At 38.9% G+C, this 16,253-nt stretch carries 10 protein-coding genes; 4 read left to right on the forward strand and 6 right to left on the reverse strand.

Annotated features, from left to right (window positions below):
* Positions 1–94: 94 nt before the first annotated feature.
* The 3 genes from JMW64_RS04935 (at position 95) to JMW64_RS04945 (ending at position 3,222) form a co-directional block, all read left to right on the forward strand.
* Positions 95–2,218, forward strand: coding sequence for a DUF3987 domain-containing protein (locus JMW64_RS04935; RefSeq protein WP_201553623.1), 2,124 nt, complete (start codon positions 95–97; stop codon positions 2,216–2,218).
* 385 nt (positions 2,219–2,603) lie between these two features.
* Positions 2,604–2,930 (forward strand): type II toxin-antitoxin system RelE/ParE family toxin, encoded by a 327-nt coding sequence (locus JMW64_RS04940; protein WP_201553624.1) that lies wholly within the window; start codon positions 2,604–2,606, stop codon positions 2,928–2,930.
* Complete coding sequence (locus JMW64_RS04945; RefSeq protein ID WP_201553625.1) at positions 2,923–3,222, forward strand: addiction module antidote protein; 300 nt, start codon at positions 2,923–2,925, stop codon at positions 3,220–3,222. The genes JMW64_RS04940 and JMW64_RS04945 overlap by 8 nt, the downstream gene beginning before the upstream one ends.
* 1,432 nt (positions 3,223–4,654) lie before the next feature.
* On the opposite strand, the gene JMW64_RS04950 is transcribed toward JMW64_RS04945, so the two are convergent.
* The gene (locus JMW64_RS04950; protein ID WP_201553626.1) at positions 4,655–5,641 is read right to left on the reverse strand and encodes a GerMN domain-containing protein; all 987 of its coding nucleotides are present in this window, start codon (positions 5,639–5,641) and stop codon (positions 4,655–4,657) included.
* Positions 5,642–6,013: 372 nt separating this feature from the next.
* Here JMW64_RS04950 and JMW64_RS04955 point away from each other — a divergent pair, with 372 nt between their 5' ends.
* On the forward strand, positions 6,014–6,403 hold the full coding sequence (locus JMW64_RS04955) for a hypothetical protein (RefSeq protein ID WP_201553627.1): 390 nt from the start codon (positions 6,014–6,016) through the stop codon (positions 6,401–6,403).
* Positions 6,404–6,728: 325 nt separating this feature from the next.
* On the opposite strand, the gene JMW64_RS04960 is transcribed toward JMW64_RS04955, so the two are convergent.
* The 5 genes from JMW64_RS04960 to JMW64_RS04980 form a co-directional block, all read right to left on the reverse strand.
* Complete coding sequence (locus tag JMW64_RS04960) at positions 6,729–8,150, reverse strand: GW dipeptide domain-containing protein (protein WP_201553628.1); 1,422 nt, start codon at positions 8,148–8,150, stop codon at positions 6,729–6,731.
* 34 nt (positions 8,151–8,184) lie between these two features.
* Positions 8,185–9,423 carry an SH3 domain-containing protein gene (locus tag JMW64_RS04965; protein ID WP_201553629.1) on the reverse strand — a complete coding sequence of 413 codons (1,239 nt, stop codon included), beginning with the start codon at positions 9,421–9,423 and terminating at the stop codon, positions 8,185–8,187.
* The gene (locus JMW64_RS04970) at positions 9,424–11,700 is read right to left on the reverse strand and encodes a DUF5675 family protein (protein WP_201553630.1); all 2,277 of its coding nucleotides are present in this window, start codon (positions 11,698–11,700) and stop codon (positions 9,424–9,426) included.
* Between the two features lie 90 nt (positions 11,701–11,790).
* On the reverse strand, positions 11,791–12,534 hold the full coding sequence (locus tag JMW64_RS04975; RefSeq protein WP_201553631.1) for a hypothetical protein: 744 nt from the start codon (positions 12,532–12,534) through the stop codon (positions 11,791–11,793).
* Positions 12,535–16,065 carry a contractile injection system protein, VgrG/Pvc8 family gene (locus tag JMW64_RS04980; protein ID WP_201553632.1) on the reverse strand — a complete coding sequence of 1,177 codons (3,531 nt, stop codon included), beginning with the start codon at positions 16,063–16,065 and terminating at the stop codon, positions 12,535–12,537.
* Positions 16,066–16,253 lie beyond the last annotated feature (188 nt).

Here is a 16,253-nt window from a genome sequence, read left to right on the forward strand (position 1 = left end):
CAAAGCAAAGCCGTAAGCACGCCAAGCGCAAAAGCTACTACAAAAAGTATAGAGAGCAGCGCAAGCCGAACCAGTCGCAAGTAAGGGGGACTAGATGACCACCACACAAACAGCCACCCATGAAAAAGCCCGTGCATTTAGCACAGGCTTTTTAGAGTTATTGAATAGTTTTGATGCAGCCACACGGCAAGGGCTAGCAGATGACAATACCCTACTAATTTTATATGACCTATGTGAGCAGTTAGGCATACAGCGCAAGCTATTGAGCATTGATAGTGATATTACCATAATGACAGGCAGTGATAAAAGCGATATAGCGCCCACCGCTGGCACGATAGGGCTAGTAAAGAGCAATAACCAAGATGAACCCGTAACCCTTGCCAGCATAACCCCTAATGGCAGTCAAAAGCCGTTAATCATTGATCGTATGCAGCCGTCTGCCTTAATCATAGGCAGCCTAGACAGTGGTAATGAGCTAATAGCGATTGATGACACGCTTGAAAACGCTGTAATGCTTGCTCAATGCTTAATAAATGACAATGTTACGGTACTGGTAAGCCTTGATAGTCTGCTATTCAATGGCATGGTAAAGCACTTTGCCGAAGCCTACCCCGTAACTATCTTTACCACCATAGACAAAAAAGACAAAGTTTGTAAGCCGCTGGCAGGTGCAAACGTCAAGGCGGTTATTACTGTTTTTGATGTACTGCTACAGTTAGACAACCATTCTACCTATGCCGATATTCTAGCCGATGACGATACAAGCATCATTGACCTACAAGCTGAAATATGGGGAGAACCTGAACCATTAGCCAACAACCCAAATCAGCCCACGCCATACCCTATAGATGCGTTTACAGGCTTGTTAAAACATGTTGTTAAGGCAGTGGCACACTACACGCAAGCACCGACTGCAATCGCAGGTCAATGTGTTTTAGGGGCACTGGCACACATGGGGCAACGCTTCATAGATGCGCCGATGGGAAACGGGCACATGCCAGCGAGCCTAATATTAATCACAGAGGGGGAAAGCGGTAGCGGCAAGTCACAAGCAATGGGCTTAACTCACTTCAAAATACGTGAGTATGAAAAGCAGCTATATGCTGATTATCTTATTGAGCTGTCATCATGGGAGAATGACAGGGTAAGCCTAAAGGGTAAGGAGTTAGCCGACTTCTTAGAAGCCAGTCCAAAGCCCCAAAATCCTAAGACCATGTTTAAAGAAGCGACCATTGAGCCGATACTCGATAAGTTTATTGATGGCAGCATTGGTAACGCATCATGGACAACAGACGAAGCCGCCCAATTCTTTAACGGGCATACCATGAAAGGTGATACCGCTGGCAATGCCCTATCATCATTAACAACGCTATACAGTGATGGTGAAGTGTCCCGTTTACGCTCGCAAAAGTCTGCCTATGCCACACCCCATACGGACGCTTACAACGTGCGTATGACGCTATTACTACAAGGGCAGCGCGTTATCTTAGAGCCAGCACTAGCCGACCCCGTGATGAATGGGCAAGGGTTTTTAGCAAGGGCATTGATTGCTTGCCCAGAGGACTTGCGCGGTCAAAGAGTATGGAACGATGAACAGCGCAATAATGATAGCCCGTATGATAATCCGCATTTAATAGACTACTGGGTACGCTGTCACGCCTTACTTGACCCATTACCAGCCAATCTACCCAATGACAGCACAGGCGCACCCCAGCGCATTAAGATGCAATGGGCAGACCAACAGACGAAGCAAGTCTTTAGTGATTTTAGACAAGCAATAGAGGACAGACAAGCACACGGGCAGCCATTAGAGTATCTAAAAGCGTATGCCTCACGAATGGCAGAAAACGCCAGCCGCATAGCTTCATTAATGGCATTCTTTGATGGGCGCAAGGCAATCACTACTGATGATATTAAACGGGCTTTTATGTTGGTAGAGTATTCCACAGCCGAACGCTTGCGCTACCTTGATGCAACCCCCACAGGTGAGCAGAACGACAGTGAGAAGTTAAGCAGCTGGCTAGTGGATAAAGTAAGGGGTAAAAATCCGCCAATGCTAAACCGTACCGATGCTTACAATGGCGCACCTAAGCCAATGCGGAAAAATAACAAAGTGCTGCAAAATGAATTAGATAATTTAGAAAGTATGGGGCACATAAGACAGATGGAGGACGGTAAAAAGAAAGTGATTTATATTAACCCTAAGTTATTTATATAAGCGTGCGTACCTGAAAACGTGCCTTTTTTGCCTAAACAGCCCTTAGCCCATACAGCTAGGGGCTTTTACTTAGTAAAGCCGTTTGCCTAACCGTGCCTTTTTTGCCTAAATCATACTAAAAACATGCCCATTTAGGCACAATAAAGGCAATTTAGGCACGCTTAGGACGGGGACATTACTAACTTAATGCTATGCGCGGTAAGGCTTACAAGCTATTTAGGCAGTTTAGGCACGTTTTCTTAGGTATAAAGTGAAATTGGCAGGCGCTTATCGTCTGCCTTTTTTTATGGATCAACAATAAACAACACAGCAAGCACAGTCATAGCTTGTTATATATTATCCAAAAGTTTACAATAAATTATAAGTTTACTAATAATCTATCCCTATGATTAATATTGACCAAACAGAACAGTTTGAACGTTGGTTGCATAAGCTAAAAGACCCGTTAGGCAAAGTAGGCATATTGACACGTATTAAGCGAGCGCAAGGCGGTAACTTTGGTGACCATAAGCCATTAGCCAATACGAACGGTATCTATGAGATGCGAATATTCAAAGGCAATGGTTACCGTGTCTATTATGCCCAGCAAGGCGATACCCTCTATCTATTGTTGATAGGTGGCAGTAAAGACAGCCAAACAAACGATATTTCTAAGGCTTGCACCTTATGGCAGCAAGTTAAGGATCAAGAAAAGGAACACCCCAATGACTAATATTAAAACTAGCCGATTTGATGTAGCGGAATACCTGACAGATGAAACCCTTATCAATGCTTACTTGAACGAAGTATTGACCGATGGCGCACCTAATGAATTTATAGAAGCATTGAATGATGTTGCAAAAGCAAAGGGTATGAATGAGTTGGCAGAAAAGACAGGCATAAGACGTGAAAGTCTTTATAAGACATTGCGATCAGAGAAGCCACGTTTTGACACCATGTTAAAGATTATTGACGGTATGGGCTTGCAAGTTACCCTAACCCCTAAGGCAGAACTAGAAGCTTAAATGTTTATTATTGACACCAAGGGCAGCCGTTTATCGTCTGCCTTTTTTATGGACTGCAAAAACCTGAGGAAACCATGAGGTTAGGCGCTCAATACTCACTTGCAAATCATGGGCAGCATGTTGCCTTTTGTTGACATTCAAAACAGTTTGCCGACTGCCAGCATGTTAAGTTATGTTAAGGTTTAAAACTAAATGAGTGGTACTCAATGGACAGATCAAGCCCTTTTTATAGTGTAAAGAAACTAAGGTTTCCATAAGGTTTTAGATGTGAGCAGTTTTGCGCCTATCTCATGCAAAGGGTAATTTCTTAACAAGTACGAGCATGGGAACAACGGCAAGATTACGGCTAGTTTTCGGACACGTTAGAACCTCACATTCATTTCATTACTGGCAGCACCTACCACCCCATGATTACCACAAGGTTAGAACCGTATAAAACCGTACATTCAAAACCGATTAATACAGCCGCCGACTTGTCAAAACTTGTTATTCAAAACCTGACAAAACCTTACATTCAAAACCAAATCACACGCCGCCCCATGTTAACAAATGCTAACATTTTGCAAGGCAATCAATCATCATTGCCAATATCACAAAGCTATGCAGCATAAGGGCTTAGCTAATTAATGGACAAGTATCGCGCGCGCACGCGAGGCAAGCACCAATGACAGGGGTTTTTGAGCAATATAAAAAAGGAGTTTTCGGAGTCCATAAAGGGGTAGTTTTTCGGACTGTCTTAAAAGGACTTGAGCAGGTTTTTGGACATCGTAGAGGGTAATTTTGCGAGTCCATAAAAGGGACTTTATGCACAGGTATCGTAAGGGACTTTTCGGACATCTTAAGCAGCGGTTAAAAATGAATTGTTGGACACGTTAGGGGTAGTTTATGGAACAGTACGCGCACGGGGCACATTTTGCCCATGCTGGGTAGTTTCGCGAGGCAGCATAAGGGACTTTTCGGACAGGTATCGCGAGGCAATGCGAATTGATGCGAGCTAAACGCATAGAAACGCACGAAAAACGCACGCATTTAAGCGCCATTACTGAGCGCGTGCAGTGATTAGCAATTCAACCCCATGTAAGAAAGTAGCAAGATCATAATAGTATTGATTAAGTAATAACTGGATAAACGAATATATAGAATAAACCTAGTAGTAAATATCTCACATCATGTTGAGCTGGCAAGCAGTGTTAATAATTACAAAATAATCTTTAGCCGATAGAGTAAGTATTGAATAACAGCAAAATAAAAAACGATTGTTGGTATTATGGTTGGTATCGTCTATTTTAAAATTATTAATAATGTTTATTATCAATGACTTATATCTATAGTTTAGTTTCCGCCATCTCCACCAAATATTAAAAATCCGATCACTTAATGTGGTCGGATTTTTTTTTGGTTTAATTTTAAATGTAGATAGTTGAAATAAAAGTTAAAAGGGACAATCAACTGATTCTTCATTAGCAAAAAAAGTTATTTCGTAATTATAAGTATTATTGACGCAAATCTGTGCATCATTAACAGCATCAAATTGCTCGGCTGTTAAAGTGATAGCCATTGTAAAATCGATCACTTGCTGTGGCGATCTCAAATCTTTAGTTAAGTCATTAGCAGTAAAATGAATCTTAGCGATGTGGTTCTCAATTTTCACTGTAAAATTTTCATTGCCGAAATTACTAGACTCAAACCCTAGCTTTTTCTCCTCTGGTGTTAGACCGTTTAAGTATTCTTGAATCGCATTCTTAAGTGGCGATTCTTTATTCACAAATCTAATGACATAGTCTGAGTCATCTAGATTTGGGTTTTCAAAATAAACTTTCACAGCTAATTTGTCTTTAATTGACTGCTTGCTAATTTTATTAAGATAGCTTTTATAGTTTTTGGTATATATAAATGATATCTTAGTCATCATCGCATCAGCTAATTTAGGATTATCTCTTATAGTTGACTCTGTAGCAAAACCCCATAAAAATGGCTTAGAACAACTATCTTTATTACAGATTAAGTTGATAACTTCATTTCCATTTGATAGTTGGACTCTAGAATTTGGAAAAATATTAGCCTCATAACTCTTGTTTTTATAATACATATTTGTAGTTGTAAAAAAATTATATTCAGTCGGAGATAATTCATGGACTTCTATAAGCGAAGGGTAAATTTCATATTCTTGGATTTTTATCTCTTCCTTAAATTTCTCAGAGTTTTTCCAGTAGGTACATACAGTATTATCTAGATTAAACTGTGCGCATTTTAATTGAGGTTCGGATGTTTTTGATGATTGCATTTTTGGTTTATCTAAAAAAATATCTTCTTTATTAGTCTGAGGTAGCACTGATTGATTTTTATTCTCCGCATTACTGCAACCTGCTAATGTAATAGATAATATTGTCAGTAAAATCCTATAAATATTTTTTTTCATTTCTCATCCCTCAGGAAATCTTGGATCAAGTATAAGCTTACTATTATGATAAGGTGTGGGTTTGTTTCCAGAAGGAGAATTTGGTAAGTATTTTTTCATTAAAGCCACCAGTAAGTAATGGTGATCTTAGAGCAAATCAAGGCGCTAGGATTTTTCGATCATTACGTTTTCTTTAATACTTTAACACGTAAGCTATACAGTCAAAACGCCTTTATTAATACCCTATAAAATATAGGCTATAAAGGAGAAGTATTTTATTCAACTTTAAGGACTTTTTAACGTTTGATGAAGTAGGAGGAAGCAAGCTTGCCTAATGATTTAGACATCGTGTATTGTAGGTACATTTGAATAAAACTGAGAGTAAACAATACAATGAAAGCATTAAACCAATTATTTACATTTCTATCAGGTGTAATAACTTTGACTGTTTTTACTTTTGGAGTAGCAAATGCCCATAATGAATATGCCATGGCTGCAGCCAAACAACCTAGTGTAGAAGCATACACAAAAGCACACGCAGCAGAAAAAGTAGCTAGGGCAGAAGCCATTGCGAAAGCAGACGTAGCCATTGCAAAAGCGAACGCAGCCATTGCAAAAGTAGAATCTGCTAGGGCAGCAGAAAAAGCAGTTAGGGCAGAAGAGAAAATAGCTAGGGCTAAAGCATACGCAGCTTGGGCAGAGTCCAATGCAGAATCAGCTAGGGTAAAACCAGAAAAGAGGATTGAGCGACTATCCACAGTTAAGCACTACAACCTACCATAAGTAATTGTAAGATAATAAAGTCCACAGCGTAGCAATGACCTATCAATACAAGGGCCAGAAAGGCGTGCCACTATGACATCGAACTATTAAAGATCAAATGCAATTATGAGCGCCCGAGCATGGGCAATGGTGGCTTTACGCCAATACAGAAACTAAACCATACAGCTTAATTCTATTTGATAAGTGTCTTATGGTTGGGATGATTACCTCTCCACCAAATATTAAAAATCCGATCGCTTAATGCAGTCGGATTTTTTTGGTTTTTTTATTAGCTTTTCTAGCTACTATCATCGGTAAAGCTTGTAATGAATGTCTTTGCCTCGAGTTAGTTTGGTATAGGCGTCAAATCACGCTTATCGATCCAACCAAATTTAGTACCATTTTTATAAGATACTTGTACCCAGTCTTCATTTTGATCAATAGCTTCAATAGTATCTTTTTGGATATAGTAATTTGGTGGTGATCTAGATTCAAAGGTGTCAGACAATATTTCTGCCTTATCTGACGTGACGACGTACTTGGTGGGTGGTGGGGTACAGGGCTTAGTATCATCAGCAGGCGGCATACTATTAGTATATTCTTTTATGTGTTTTTGATTATTATCAATACAATAATAATATTCTCCACTAGGCATAGACCCTCCCATCGTAGTGGTTGAAACATACCAATCTTTATTTTTAAAGGTAAAATAGTAATTAATGTTTGGTTGACCTTTACTTGAAAAATATGTGCCAAGAATAAAACCATTATAGTTCGGTCGAGGTAATATATCGTATAAAAAGTAACCTCCATCGCTGGCATAATTTGACGTACTCAAGCTCAATTTGTATTTACCACCTTTGTCTCCAATAAGAACATAAAGTTCGTCACCTTGATATAGATTAGCATTATCATTGATACGACTAATCACTAAATCATCTATGCCATCTGCAGTAACATCAAGAGTAAATATTTTAAACTGATTTTTTGTCAAATCCTTTTCGATTTCCTGCAGAGATAGTGGCCCATTAAATATGAATTCTTCAATGGTACCATCTATATTCCATGATTTAGAAATACCAAATCTTTTACCATTCTTATATTTACTGTCAGAGTGATAGATATTAGGATATAACGTGAATTTTGAATAACAGCGACCATTTTTGACACCATGGTCATAAGTGCATTCACCTGTTAGGTCACCTTGCTCATTCCATTTCTTAGATATACCATGCAAAACCCCATCTTTGTAAGTATCTTCACTCTTTTTTTGTCCATTTTCAAAATACTCAATCCAAGTCCCTGTTGGCAAATTATTTTTATAATAGGATTGTATTTTTTTACTACCAGACTCAAACAATACGGTTCTTATTCCTTCCCTTGGATAATAATTATTGGGATGGGCTACGTCCTCGTTATCGGTATAATCAAGCTTTCCCTCTGTCAATATATACGGATCTGTAAACTTATCTCCCAAGATAAAGAAATCCTGCACTAAATAACGATTATTAGATAATTTCTTAATGAGAACTCGATAATAATGCGCGTCTGACTTAGAGGATTGTTCAAGACCGGATAAATCATGAGCTTCCATATACAGAACGATATTTCTCTTAGCGTTAATGTCGCTGTTAACGTTAGCCACTTTAGCCGTGGTTATCGTTCCTTCATTGCTTGGTTGATGTTCTGAAGAAGTTGATTGTGCATTACAAGCAACGATAGAGATTGGGGCTATTAGCAAAAGAAGTGTTTTCAGCGTATTTTTCATTTAATTTGCTCTTACTAGAAATTCAAAAAAATTGCTACAACCACTCACAATCATCATTGTAAGATGAAAACAAATATCCATTATCTTTGCAATTAAACGTTTGGTTCATCTCATTCGATTCAGAGTTAAAAAAGCTTATTATATTTTTAATCACCTTAAAATCATCTGACTGAATGTCATAGGAAAAGCTCACAAACCTTTTACCATACTTGTTATCGTAGCAAGACATATATTCAATAGTAAACTTACCTGAGCTTGTACTGATATCTTCCAAACCGTCCATCATGCAGCCATTGATTGGATCCTTGAACATTAACGTGTTTTGTTGCCACAAATGACTTTTCCCGTTGACCGTTCGATATACGGAAATTTCAAGATCAAAGTTTCTATCGTCTTGTTCTTTAGGCTTTGCAACGCTTATGACATCGCTATCACCGTCCATATCTAAGTCAGCTTCTTTTTCTAAAATGACATTAGTAGGGTTATCACTAGATTGTAACTTGTCTATGGCTGAATCAACTGCATTTAAATTACTTACATGAACGTAACCAACATTGGACTTGTTATGAACAAAAAGCCAATCGCCTTCTATCCATAAAGCAGTAGCTTTACTACCATTATTAAACTTACCTACACGTTTAGAATTAGAGCTAGGTAATTCTCTAATATTAGTATTGCCATCTTTATCTGCTACGATATAGCTTGTATTAAGTATGCGAGGCGACATTGCTTGATAGAGCCCATAAAAAGTTTCAATAAATACTTCAAAAGACTGTGAGTTATTTGTCTTGAGGTAATATAGCTCGCTGGGAAATTCATCGTTCCAAATAACGTTACCAAAGTAAAATTTTGCAAAGCGTTTAAGTTCATCATTATTCAGATTGTCACTAATAATTATCAATAAGTTAGGATTATTAATGATTGTTTTTTGCATGTTGTGTTTGAACTGAGAAATTAAATCAACGTCCCATTCAATATTAGCGCCTATGCTTGCAAACGAGTGAGTTAACTCACTAGTAGAGTAATCAGAAATACTATCGAAAAAATTATTAATCATGTCTATTTTTTCTTCATCACCATACTGATTGGTATCAAGAAATAGCCTAAATTCATGAGCGTCTTTAAAATGTAATGGGATATCAGATACTGACTGTTTTGGTGTAGTAATGCTACCGTCTGCATCCTTAGTCTCAGGTTTATTTGTATTACCCGTACTGTCACAGGATACTAAGGCGAGGGTAGTTACTAATAATACAGATGTAAATGCTTTCATTTAATAGCTCTCAGTTATCTTAACTCGGATTTTAGTAAGGTTAGAATTCTCGAATAGTTTATAAAAAGCAAATACAGTATTGGTGCTATTACCCACAAAGTCTTTACCCTTTGAGCTTCCTAGTAAAATACAGCCGTCGGTATCCTTTGGGTAATTTCCAATATGTATTAATATATACCTGTCAGCAGGAACATCATCATTGAAAAGAACAAAAGCTTTCCCCAAAGAACGATTTAGCTTTGTTTCATGCCATTTCACTTTATAAACTCCTGTAGGAACTCTTTTGCGCATATTCCTAGTAGTAGTATCAGGACCTGGTCTTTCTAGTACAAAGCCGTCGAAGTTATAATTTGGAATGGAAAGGGTGCCTACTGTTGATTGGGAGTTTTGACTAGTTCTATTAATAATTATCTCAACCGTAGAGCCCTCTAATGATGAAGTAGGAGGTTGTATTTTTTGACATTCATTAACTCGGAACACCTTTAAGCATTTTTTAAAGTGATCTATTCTATCTTTTCGAGATGGAGTATTTTCATTAACAATATCAACCGTCTCTTCAAAATTTGATACTGTCGGGCCTTTATTAGCAATCTTATAAATTTTATTGTTATACCAGTAAGCCATAGAAGCCACTGTTCCCTCTTCAATATCATTTATATTGATAGCAGTAATTTCTCTATTAAAGTCTGGAACTCTTTCTCTAATAGCTACATTTATTGGATCATATTTGTCTCTTCCAGTAATCTGTATAATTCCTCTACCTCTATACTTCCATCCATCACCAGACTCTACATTCCCATTACCTAAGCGGTTTGCATACGCGATATTTGCTATCATCTCTTGGTTTGCAGGTTTTCCATTATATCTTCCATAAATTTTAGATAAAGATTCATTACCCCTAAAAGCTTTAAATGGGCTTTTCAAAAGTTTTTTGCCATTACTCGTAATAGTTGCAGTTCTATACAGATTTTCCCAACTATAATTTAAACTTTCTCCATTTTTTATATTAAATTTATTTCCGACTTCTTCCATTATGTGAGCAAAGAAAAAAGCTTTATTTAAACAGTTATCCATCAGAAAATTTGAATTTACACTATTAAAGGCATCAATACATATCTTTAATTTTTTCGCTGTATCAGGGTCCTGTGAAAATATAAAATGCAGCTCATCAAGAGTCAGTGTTTGACATCTTGGGCAACCATCCGTGGTCACATCAAACTTCGGCGTTCCAGTCTGACCTCTATCTTCACTTGCTTGTGTTTTAATAGGATTTGATGGTTGCTTAGATTGTGATGAATTAGCAGAGTCAGAGTTATCTGATTCTTCATTGTTCTTTCTTTGGGTTGGCTTACTTGGAAAAGAACGAGGACTATCTGCTGATTCTCCCTCTTTAGTACCACTAACGGCATCATTGAAATCTTCAAACCCTTCTTTAAGACTGTCAGCTGCTTCTTTAAGGGCTTCTTGCCCTCTATCGATCAGTCCTTTTTCTTCATTATTAGGGCTATTAGAATTAGAGTTACTAGATGAATTTGGAGGAGTCGAGGGCTTCGCTGTCGGTTCAGCAGTAGAAGGGCGGGCTGAACTAATATCACGCAGCTTAATCGTCTGCCCAGATTTTAGTTTCTTAGGGTCTGTTATGCCATTGAGTCGTTTTAAATCTGCAACCGATACTCCACTTCTTGCTGATATACCTGAAAGGGTTTCATTTTTTCCTACGGTATGTTCATTTTTTAGTGATAAGTCACCATCTTTAGAACTATTTTGGGGACTTGAATCTGTGGAGGTTTTTTGCCTTGCTTTTGTGGGTGGTAATTTTAAAAAGTCCTTTGGTCGTATTTTGTAAGGCTCTTTTAAATTATTAAGTTGGGCTATTTGCTGCCACTTTACTCCATATATTTTGGCAATAGAGGATAAAGTTTCTTCAGCTTCAACTTCGTGAGTTTTTCTTAAATAGTCTCCTGCAGACCCTTCGAACATTTTAAGTTTAAATTTGTGCTTTGCAAAAGGAGCTTGCGCTTCGAATGTCATTTCCCTAATAGGTACGATAAGGTCTTTTATGATACTTACCATTGAACCATTACGAGGATCTTTTATAGATATATTAACGAGTGTACCTGCTGGTCTGGTTATCCATACCGTATATCCTCCAGCTATAGACGTTCCTGAACAAGCGGTTCGTCCATTTATCGTTACTATATGGTACAAGCCTTCCAGTGGCATTTTATACAAATCTACAAACTTTATTCTGAATTTTATAATTTTAGTATTACTCACGCATTAGACTCCTGCGATTTTTTATAGAAAATTAATTAGTAAATCTATAGTGGATAAATTTTTTAAATCAGTAGCACTACTATCAGATTATTAATAGTAAATCCACTGACTATCTACTTTATCACCGTCAATGGTTGTCAAGTAATAGTAAGTTGGTACTGAGGTATTGACCGTGATGAAGTAGTAGTTTTTATTATTATGAATAGCTACTTGATTAATATACATGGAATACTCTTTAGGCTCGTATTCGTCCACACAAGCAACATTGTCGTACTGATCAATAGAACAGTCGACGTTTCGATTTTCAGAAATTCTAGAAGGAATACTATCTACTATTTTTTTTAAATGCTTATCTGCTATAGGTATAAATTTGCTATTTTTATATTTGTCATTCAATGCAATAATATTTGAGTCATTAGTGATATCTTTGATTAGAATACAAGCTCTTTTTCTTGTTAATAATATATTTCGATCACTATTTGCAATGTTTGATGTCTCTCTTAGATCATAGGTTATTAGATCGTTACAATTGCTGATTTCAATCTTTCGGTCTAAATAATCAATATCTTTGAATTCGCCATCAATGAACTTGTCAATAAAAGTTAATTGATTATCTTTTTTTATTGGTTTTATGAATCCTGCCGTAAGTTCATTAATATTATAAATAGAAGTATTTTCGATTGAATTGCCACTATCTAAATTTGAAGATAAAGAATCTTCTATGCTTGTAAAAGTATTAGGAATAGGCTCAATACTATCAGGTAGTATTTTCATACATCCTGATCCAAAAGCTAGTACAAACGATGAGGCAACCAAAATTAAAAAAGGTTTCATTTACTGTCTCAATTTCTGTTGTTGATCGGCTAGCAATAAAAGCTCTCTTACGTGCACATTTCTAGAATTACGAAGTTGTGGTCTATTTGATTCAGTAGCAGCAGATGCGAAATCTTTATTCTTAAGATGTCTATTAAAACTAGGAAATTTCGAAATACCTGTGCTAGATATCCCTAAGTTATAAGCCATATCTAAAATAGCTTCTTGAGCTGGGACTGGATAATTATCAAACTCTGAAAATGCTTCTCGAGCAGAATCGAGATTACCCTGAATATGAGCGAGTGTTATTGCTTTTGCATCTTCTTCTGTCATACGAATTGTTGTCAAAGATTCAAAATAAGATGCTCGACTATTGTTTCTACCGTGAACCGAATTGTAAACTATACGCCACGCTTGTTTTATTTGAACATCGGTTGCTGATACATTTCCGATATAAAAAGGATATTTTGTCGCTTCATCCGCAGACGACAGCATTTTGCCATAGCCTACGGTTACAAGGCTTTTAGGTTCGGCGCTATCAAGATACATGTGATTGTAGAAGCCTTCCTCTTTTACAATTGCTTCAAAGACTTTGTTTAAGTCTAGGTCGTCAGCCTGCTCTAAAGCTAAATCATTCACATCTTCCTCTTCAGAAATATACGATACGCCCCAGTCGGTATCTCTAAAGCCCACATAGGCTTCAACCTCTTCTTCTTTATCACTAATAACTGGTGCGGTACGTCCATGCTCATCTAATGCACCTTCTATCAGTTGCCCATCAGGTCGTAGCATCTGGAACTCGATATCTTCAAAATTGTGCTGATAAAACAAATCATAAACATCTAGCTTATTACTAAACAGTGGAACAGTTTCAGGCATCATCGGTAATGAATAATTAGCTCTTGCCCCACCCACCAAACCCTTCTTCACCGCTTTGATCTTAATCGTCCCCGGACACACCAGCTTAATCCCGCTGTCATCGATCGTAATCGACGCTCCTGCTGACGTTTGCAGCTTGATCCGCTTAGGACTCGACACATTCACCTGTCCTGACGCGCTACCAATCGTCATACCTTGCTGAGAGTGCAATTGCAACTCACCGCCTTGTGCCTGTACCGCCAGTGGCTCTCTATTGGCGCTGATATGTAAGCCTGATAGATCAACTTGACCACCAACCCCAGAGAGCGAGTCAATCGTATTTGCCGTCAGCGTATAATTGCATGCCACCACATCCGACTGGGTGCTGCCTGATTGTCTGACGATTGTTTTCGCCGTCCATAGGGTATTACTTGCTGACGCTAAGATACTGTCTTTACTGACCAGCATCACATCAGCAGCGCCCAATACTTCCGTATTTAGCGTCTCATCGATGATTTGTGCGCTGGTTTTAAACGCTTTTATCGATTGATTGGCGGTCTGCATGGCTGTCGTGGATTGCAAATGTGCCTGCTTGGTCTCTTGAAAGGTCTCACTCAGCTCAGCTCCTAAGCCTAATTGCCGCTGTCCTGCATCATTGACCCAAGCAGACTCGTGCTCGCTTTGACTATGTCTGATATCAAAGGTGGATAGCAGTACACCGGTATCACCAGTGATTTGCAAGCCATGATCGCTTGCCAGATTAATCCCTTGACCACTGGTTGATGATTGATGATTACTATAACGATGACGCAGTACGCCAAGCTCAAGCACGTGCTCATCAGGGGCAAAGGTGGCGCTAGAAGTGATGGTTGGTGTCTCAGCATTGGCACGTGATCCTGTATTCACCGACCACTGCATTCCTATCTGGTTGGGCGTATCATCAAAGCTTAGGGTCACTTCAGAATCAGACGTCAGCCCATATTGAGCAATACCAGAGATCCAACCACTGTGAGTATCATCTTCACTAATTTGCGAATGACCCAAACCACCACCATGCCATCTAGGGGACGCGCCGCCTTGTAAGTTATGTCGATTAGATAAGCCTGCATCACGAGTGGTGATGTCTTTGTCATCGACATCGCCCATACCGATACCGTCATAAAACGATCTACTAATCACAGGACTGTCTATATCACCGTACCAATGGTTAAGCAGTACCGACTGTCCCAGCCTTGGCGCAAACTGCCAACCATGAGTGCTACCCGATGACAGCTGCAATGAGCGCAGTGGCGGGGTAGTGCCGTCATCGTGAGGGCTGATACCTGAGTAGACAGGCGTAGTAATAGTTTGCTGTAGATTGTCAGTGCTGACACTTGAGTCATAGCTGGGGGAAGCTGATAAACCTGTGTCACCAGTACGAGCTTGGGCGAGACCCGTGTAAGTGCTACTGGCAAATGATAAAGAACTGGGATAAGGGCAATAAGGAATAGCAGCGTCAAGTAACGTCGCTGATAACCAAACCCCAGTATCGCGGGCGATGTCAAAACCATGATCGGGTATTGAAAAGTGATTGTGATTCATTGCATGACAGCGCATATGCTGAGCAGTGCGCTGTAACCACTGTTTGATAAATATTTGATGATGGTATGAAACGCTATCGTTGTCAGGCTCAATACCGATTAAGGTAACCGCGATACAATGCGTCGATAAGCTGCCAATAGAGGGTAGGTTATTGATACTCACTGGACTACTGACGCTCAGACCACGCAGGGCACCCGTCGCTTGATAAGTTTCGCGCTGACAGCGATTCGCAGATATCCATTGCTGTGCAAGATGAGCAGCGGCATCATTGCTGTGCACGCGAGACGGCGCACCAATTAATACCGTCGTGTCATCTATCGCAAGCAGTGACTCATCTACTGCTTGACCTTCATAAATAGTATCTGCCGCCAACCCATCTGCTCGTACTATTACCCTATCACTACCAAGTTGCTGCGACCTCATTTGTAGCGTATGGACACTATCTTGACCTGATTGTACGGATGATTGGGCATAACTATAGGTCAGCGGTATGAGCTCGCCTGTATCTAAACCATCAACCAACCACCACGTGCCAAGCTCATCGACGGAATTCCCTGACACCCATAAAGTCGATATACCAATATCAGCGAGCAGTCCAGTGATGAATTCATAGTCGCTGACGTCCGACTGGGTGCGCATGGATAAAGGTGCCGATAAACGCGCTGACGATTCATCATCTGATGACAAAAGAGACGCAGATATTTGCCAATTTAAATCGTAATCACTAAGGATGGTGGTAATAATATCGAGCGTCGATTGATTGATAAAGCTGCGGGTATGTATCGACTGTGCCAACTGCCAATCGGGGCTAACAACTTCTAAAGTATAAAAGTGCATCGCGCCATCAGATTGCTGATAACGGATGCTTCGTATCAGCCCAGTACGACAGCTAGCGGTACGATCAGCGGAAAACGTGGTTAAGCATATCGGAGTATTGATTAATGATAAACAAGCGTTCGATTCGATAAAATTATAACCAAACACTAGTATGTCAATAATATCGGTTCGATTAATACTACTTGCACCGCAAAACGCAACAGGGTAAAAGGTGTTTATCGTTGAATTATCAGTATGAACGGTAATATTATGTAGACGATTGGTCTTAGAAGGCATAAGAAGGGTACCGTTACTGCTTATTTTATACCAAGAAAATGGCTTGAATGGGTGACTTACTAAATTATTTATTAAGAAAAGTATAGAGTTTATTGAAATATTGTCAAGTATATGTATAATCAACCTCATTGATTTTTTATAATTAATGAACTTTAGTTATATTTATTTCTTTTAAAAATCTATCCTTT

It is taken from the genome of Psychrobacter immobilis (assembly GCF_904846065.1).
Classification (GTDB): domain Bacteria; phylum Pseudomonadota; class Gammaproteobacteria; order Pseudomonadales; family Moraxellaceae; genus Psychrobacter; species Psychrobacter immobilis_H.

Bases quoted from the DNA above. Each gene is read 5' to 3' on its own strand.
- JMW64_RS04955 (WP_201553627.1), top strand. From the start codon at position 6,014: ATGAAAGCATTAAACCAATTATTTACATTTCTATCAGGTGTAATAACT.
- JMW64_RS04935 (WP_201553623.1), top strand. From the start codon at position 95: ATGACCACCACACAAACAGCCACCCATGAAAAAGCCCGTGCATTTAGC.
- JMW64_RS04940 (WP_201553624.1), top strand. From the start codon at position 2,604: ATGATTAATATTGACCAAACAGAACAGTTTGAACGTTGGTTGCATAAG.
- JMW64_RS04945 (WP_201553625.1), top strand. From the start codon at position 2,923: ATGACTAATATTAAAACTAGCCGATTTGATGTAGCGGAATACCTGACA.
- JMW64_RS04975 (WP_201553631.1), bottom strand. From the start codon at position 12,534: ATGAAACCTTTTTTAATTTTGGTTGCCTCATCGTTTGTACTAGCTTTT.
- JMW64_RS04965 (WP_201553629.1), bottom strand. From the start codon at position 9,423: ATGAAAGCATTTACATCTGTATTATTAGTAACTACCCTCGCCTTAGTA.
- JMW64_RS04980 (WP_201553632.1), bottom strand. From the start codon at position 16,065: ATGCCTTCTAAGACCAATCGTCTACATAATATTACCGTTCATACTGAT.
- JMW64_RS04950 (WP_201553626.1), bottom strand. From the start codon at position 5,641: ATGAAAAAAAATATTTATAGGATTTTACTGACAATATTATCTATTACA.
- JMW64_RS04960 (WP_201553628.1), bottom strand. From the start codon at position 8,150: ATGAAAAATACGCTGAAAACACTTCTTTTGCTAATAGCCCCAATCTCT.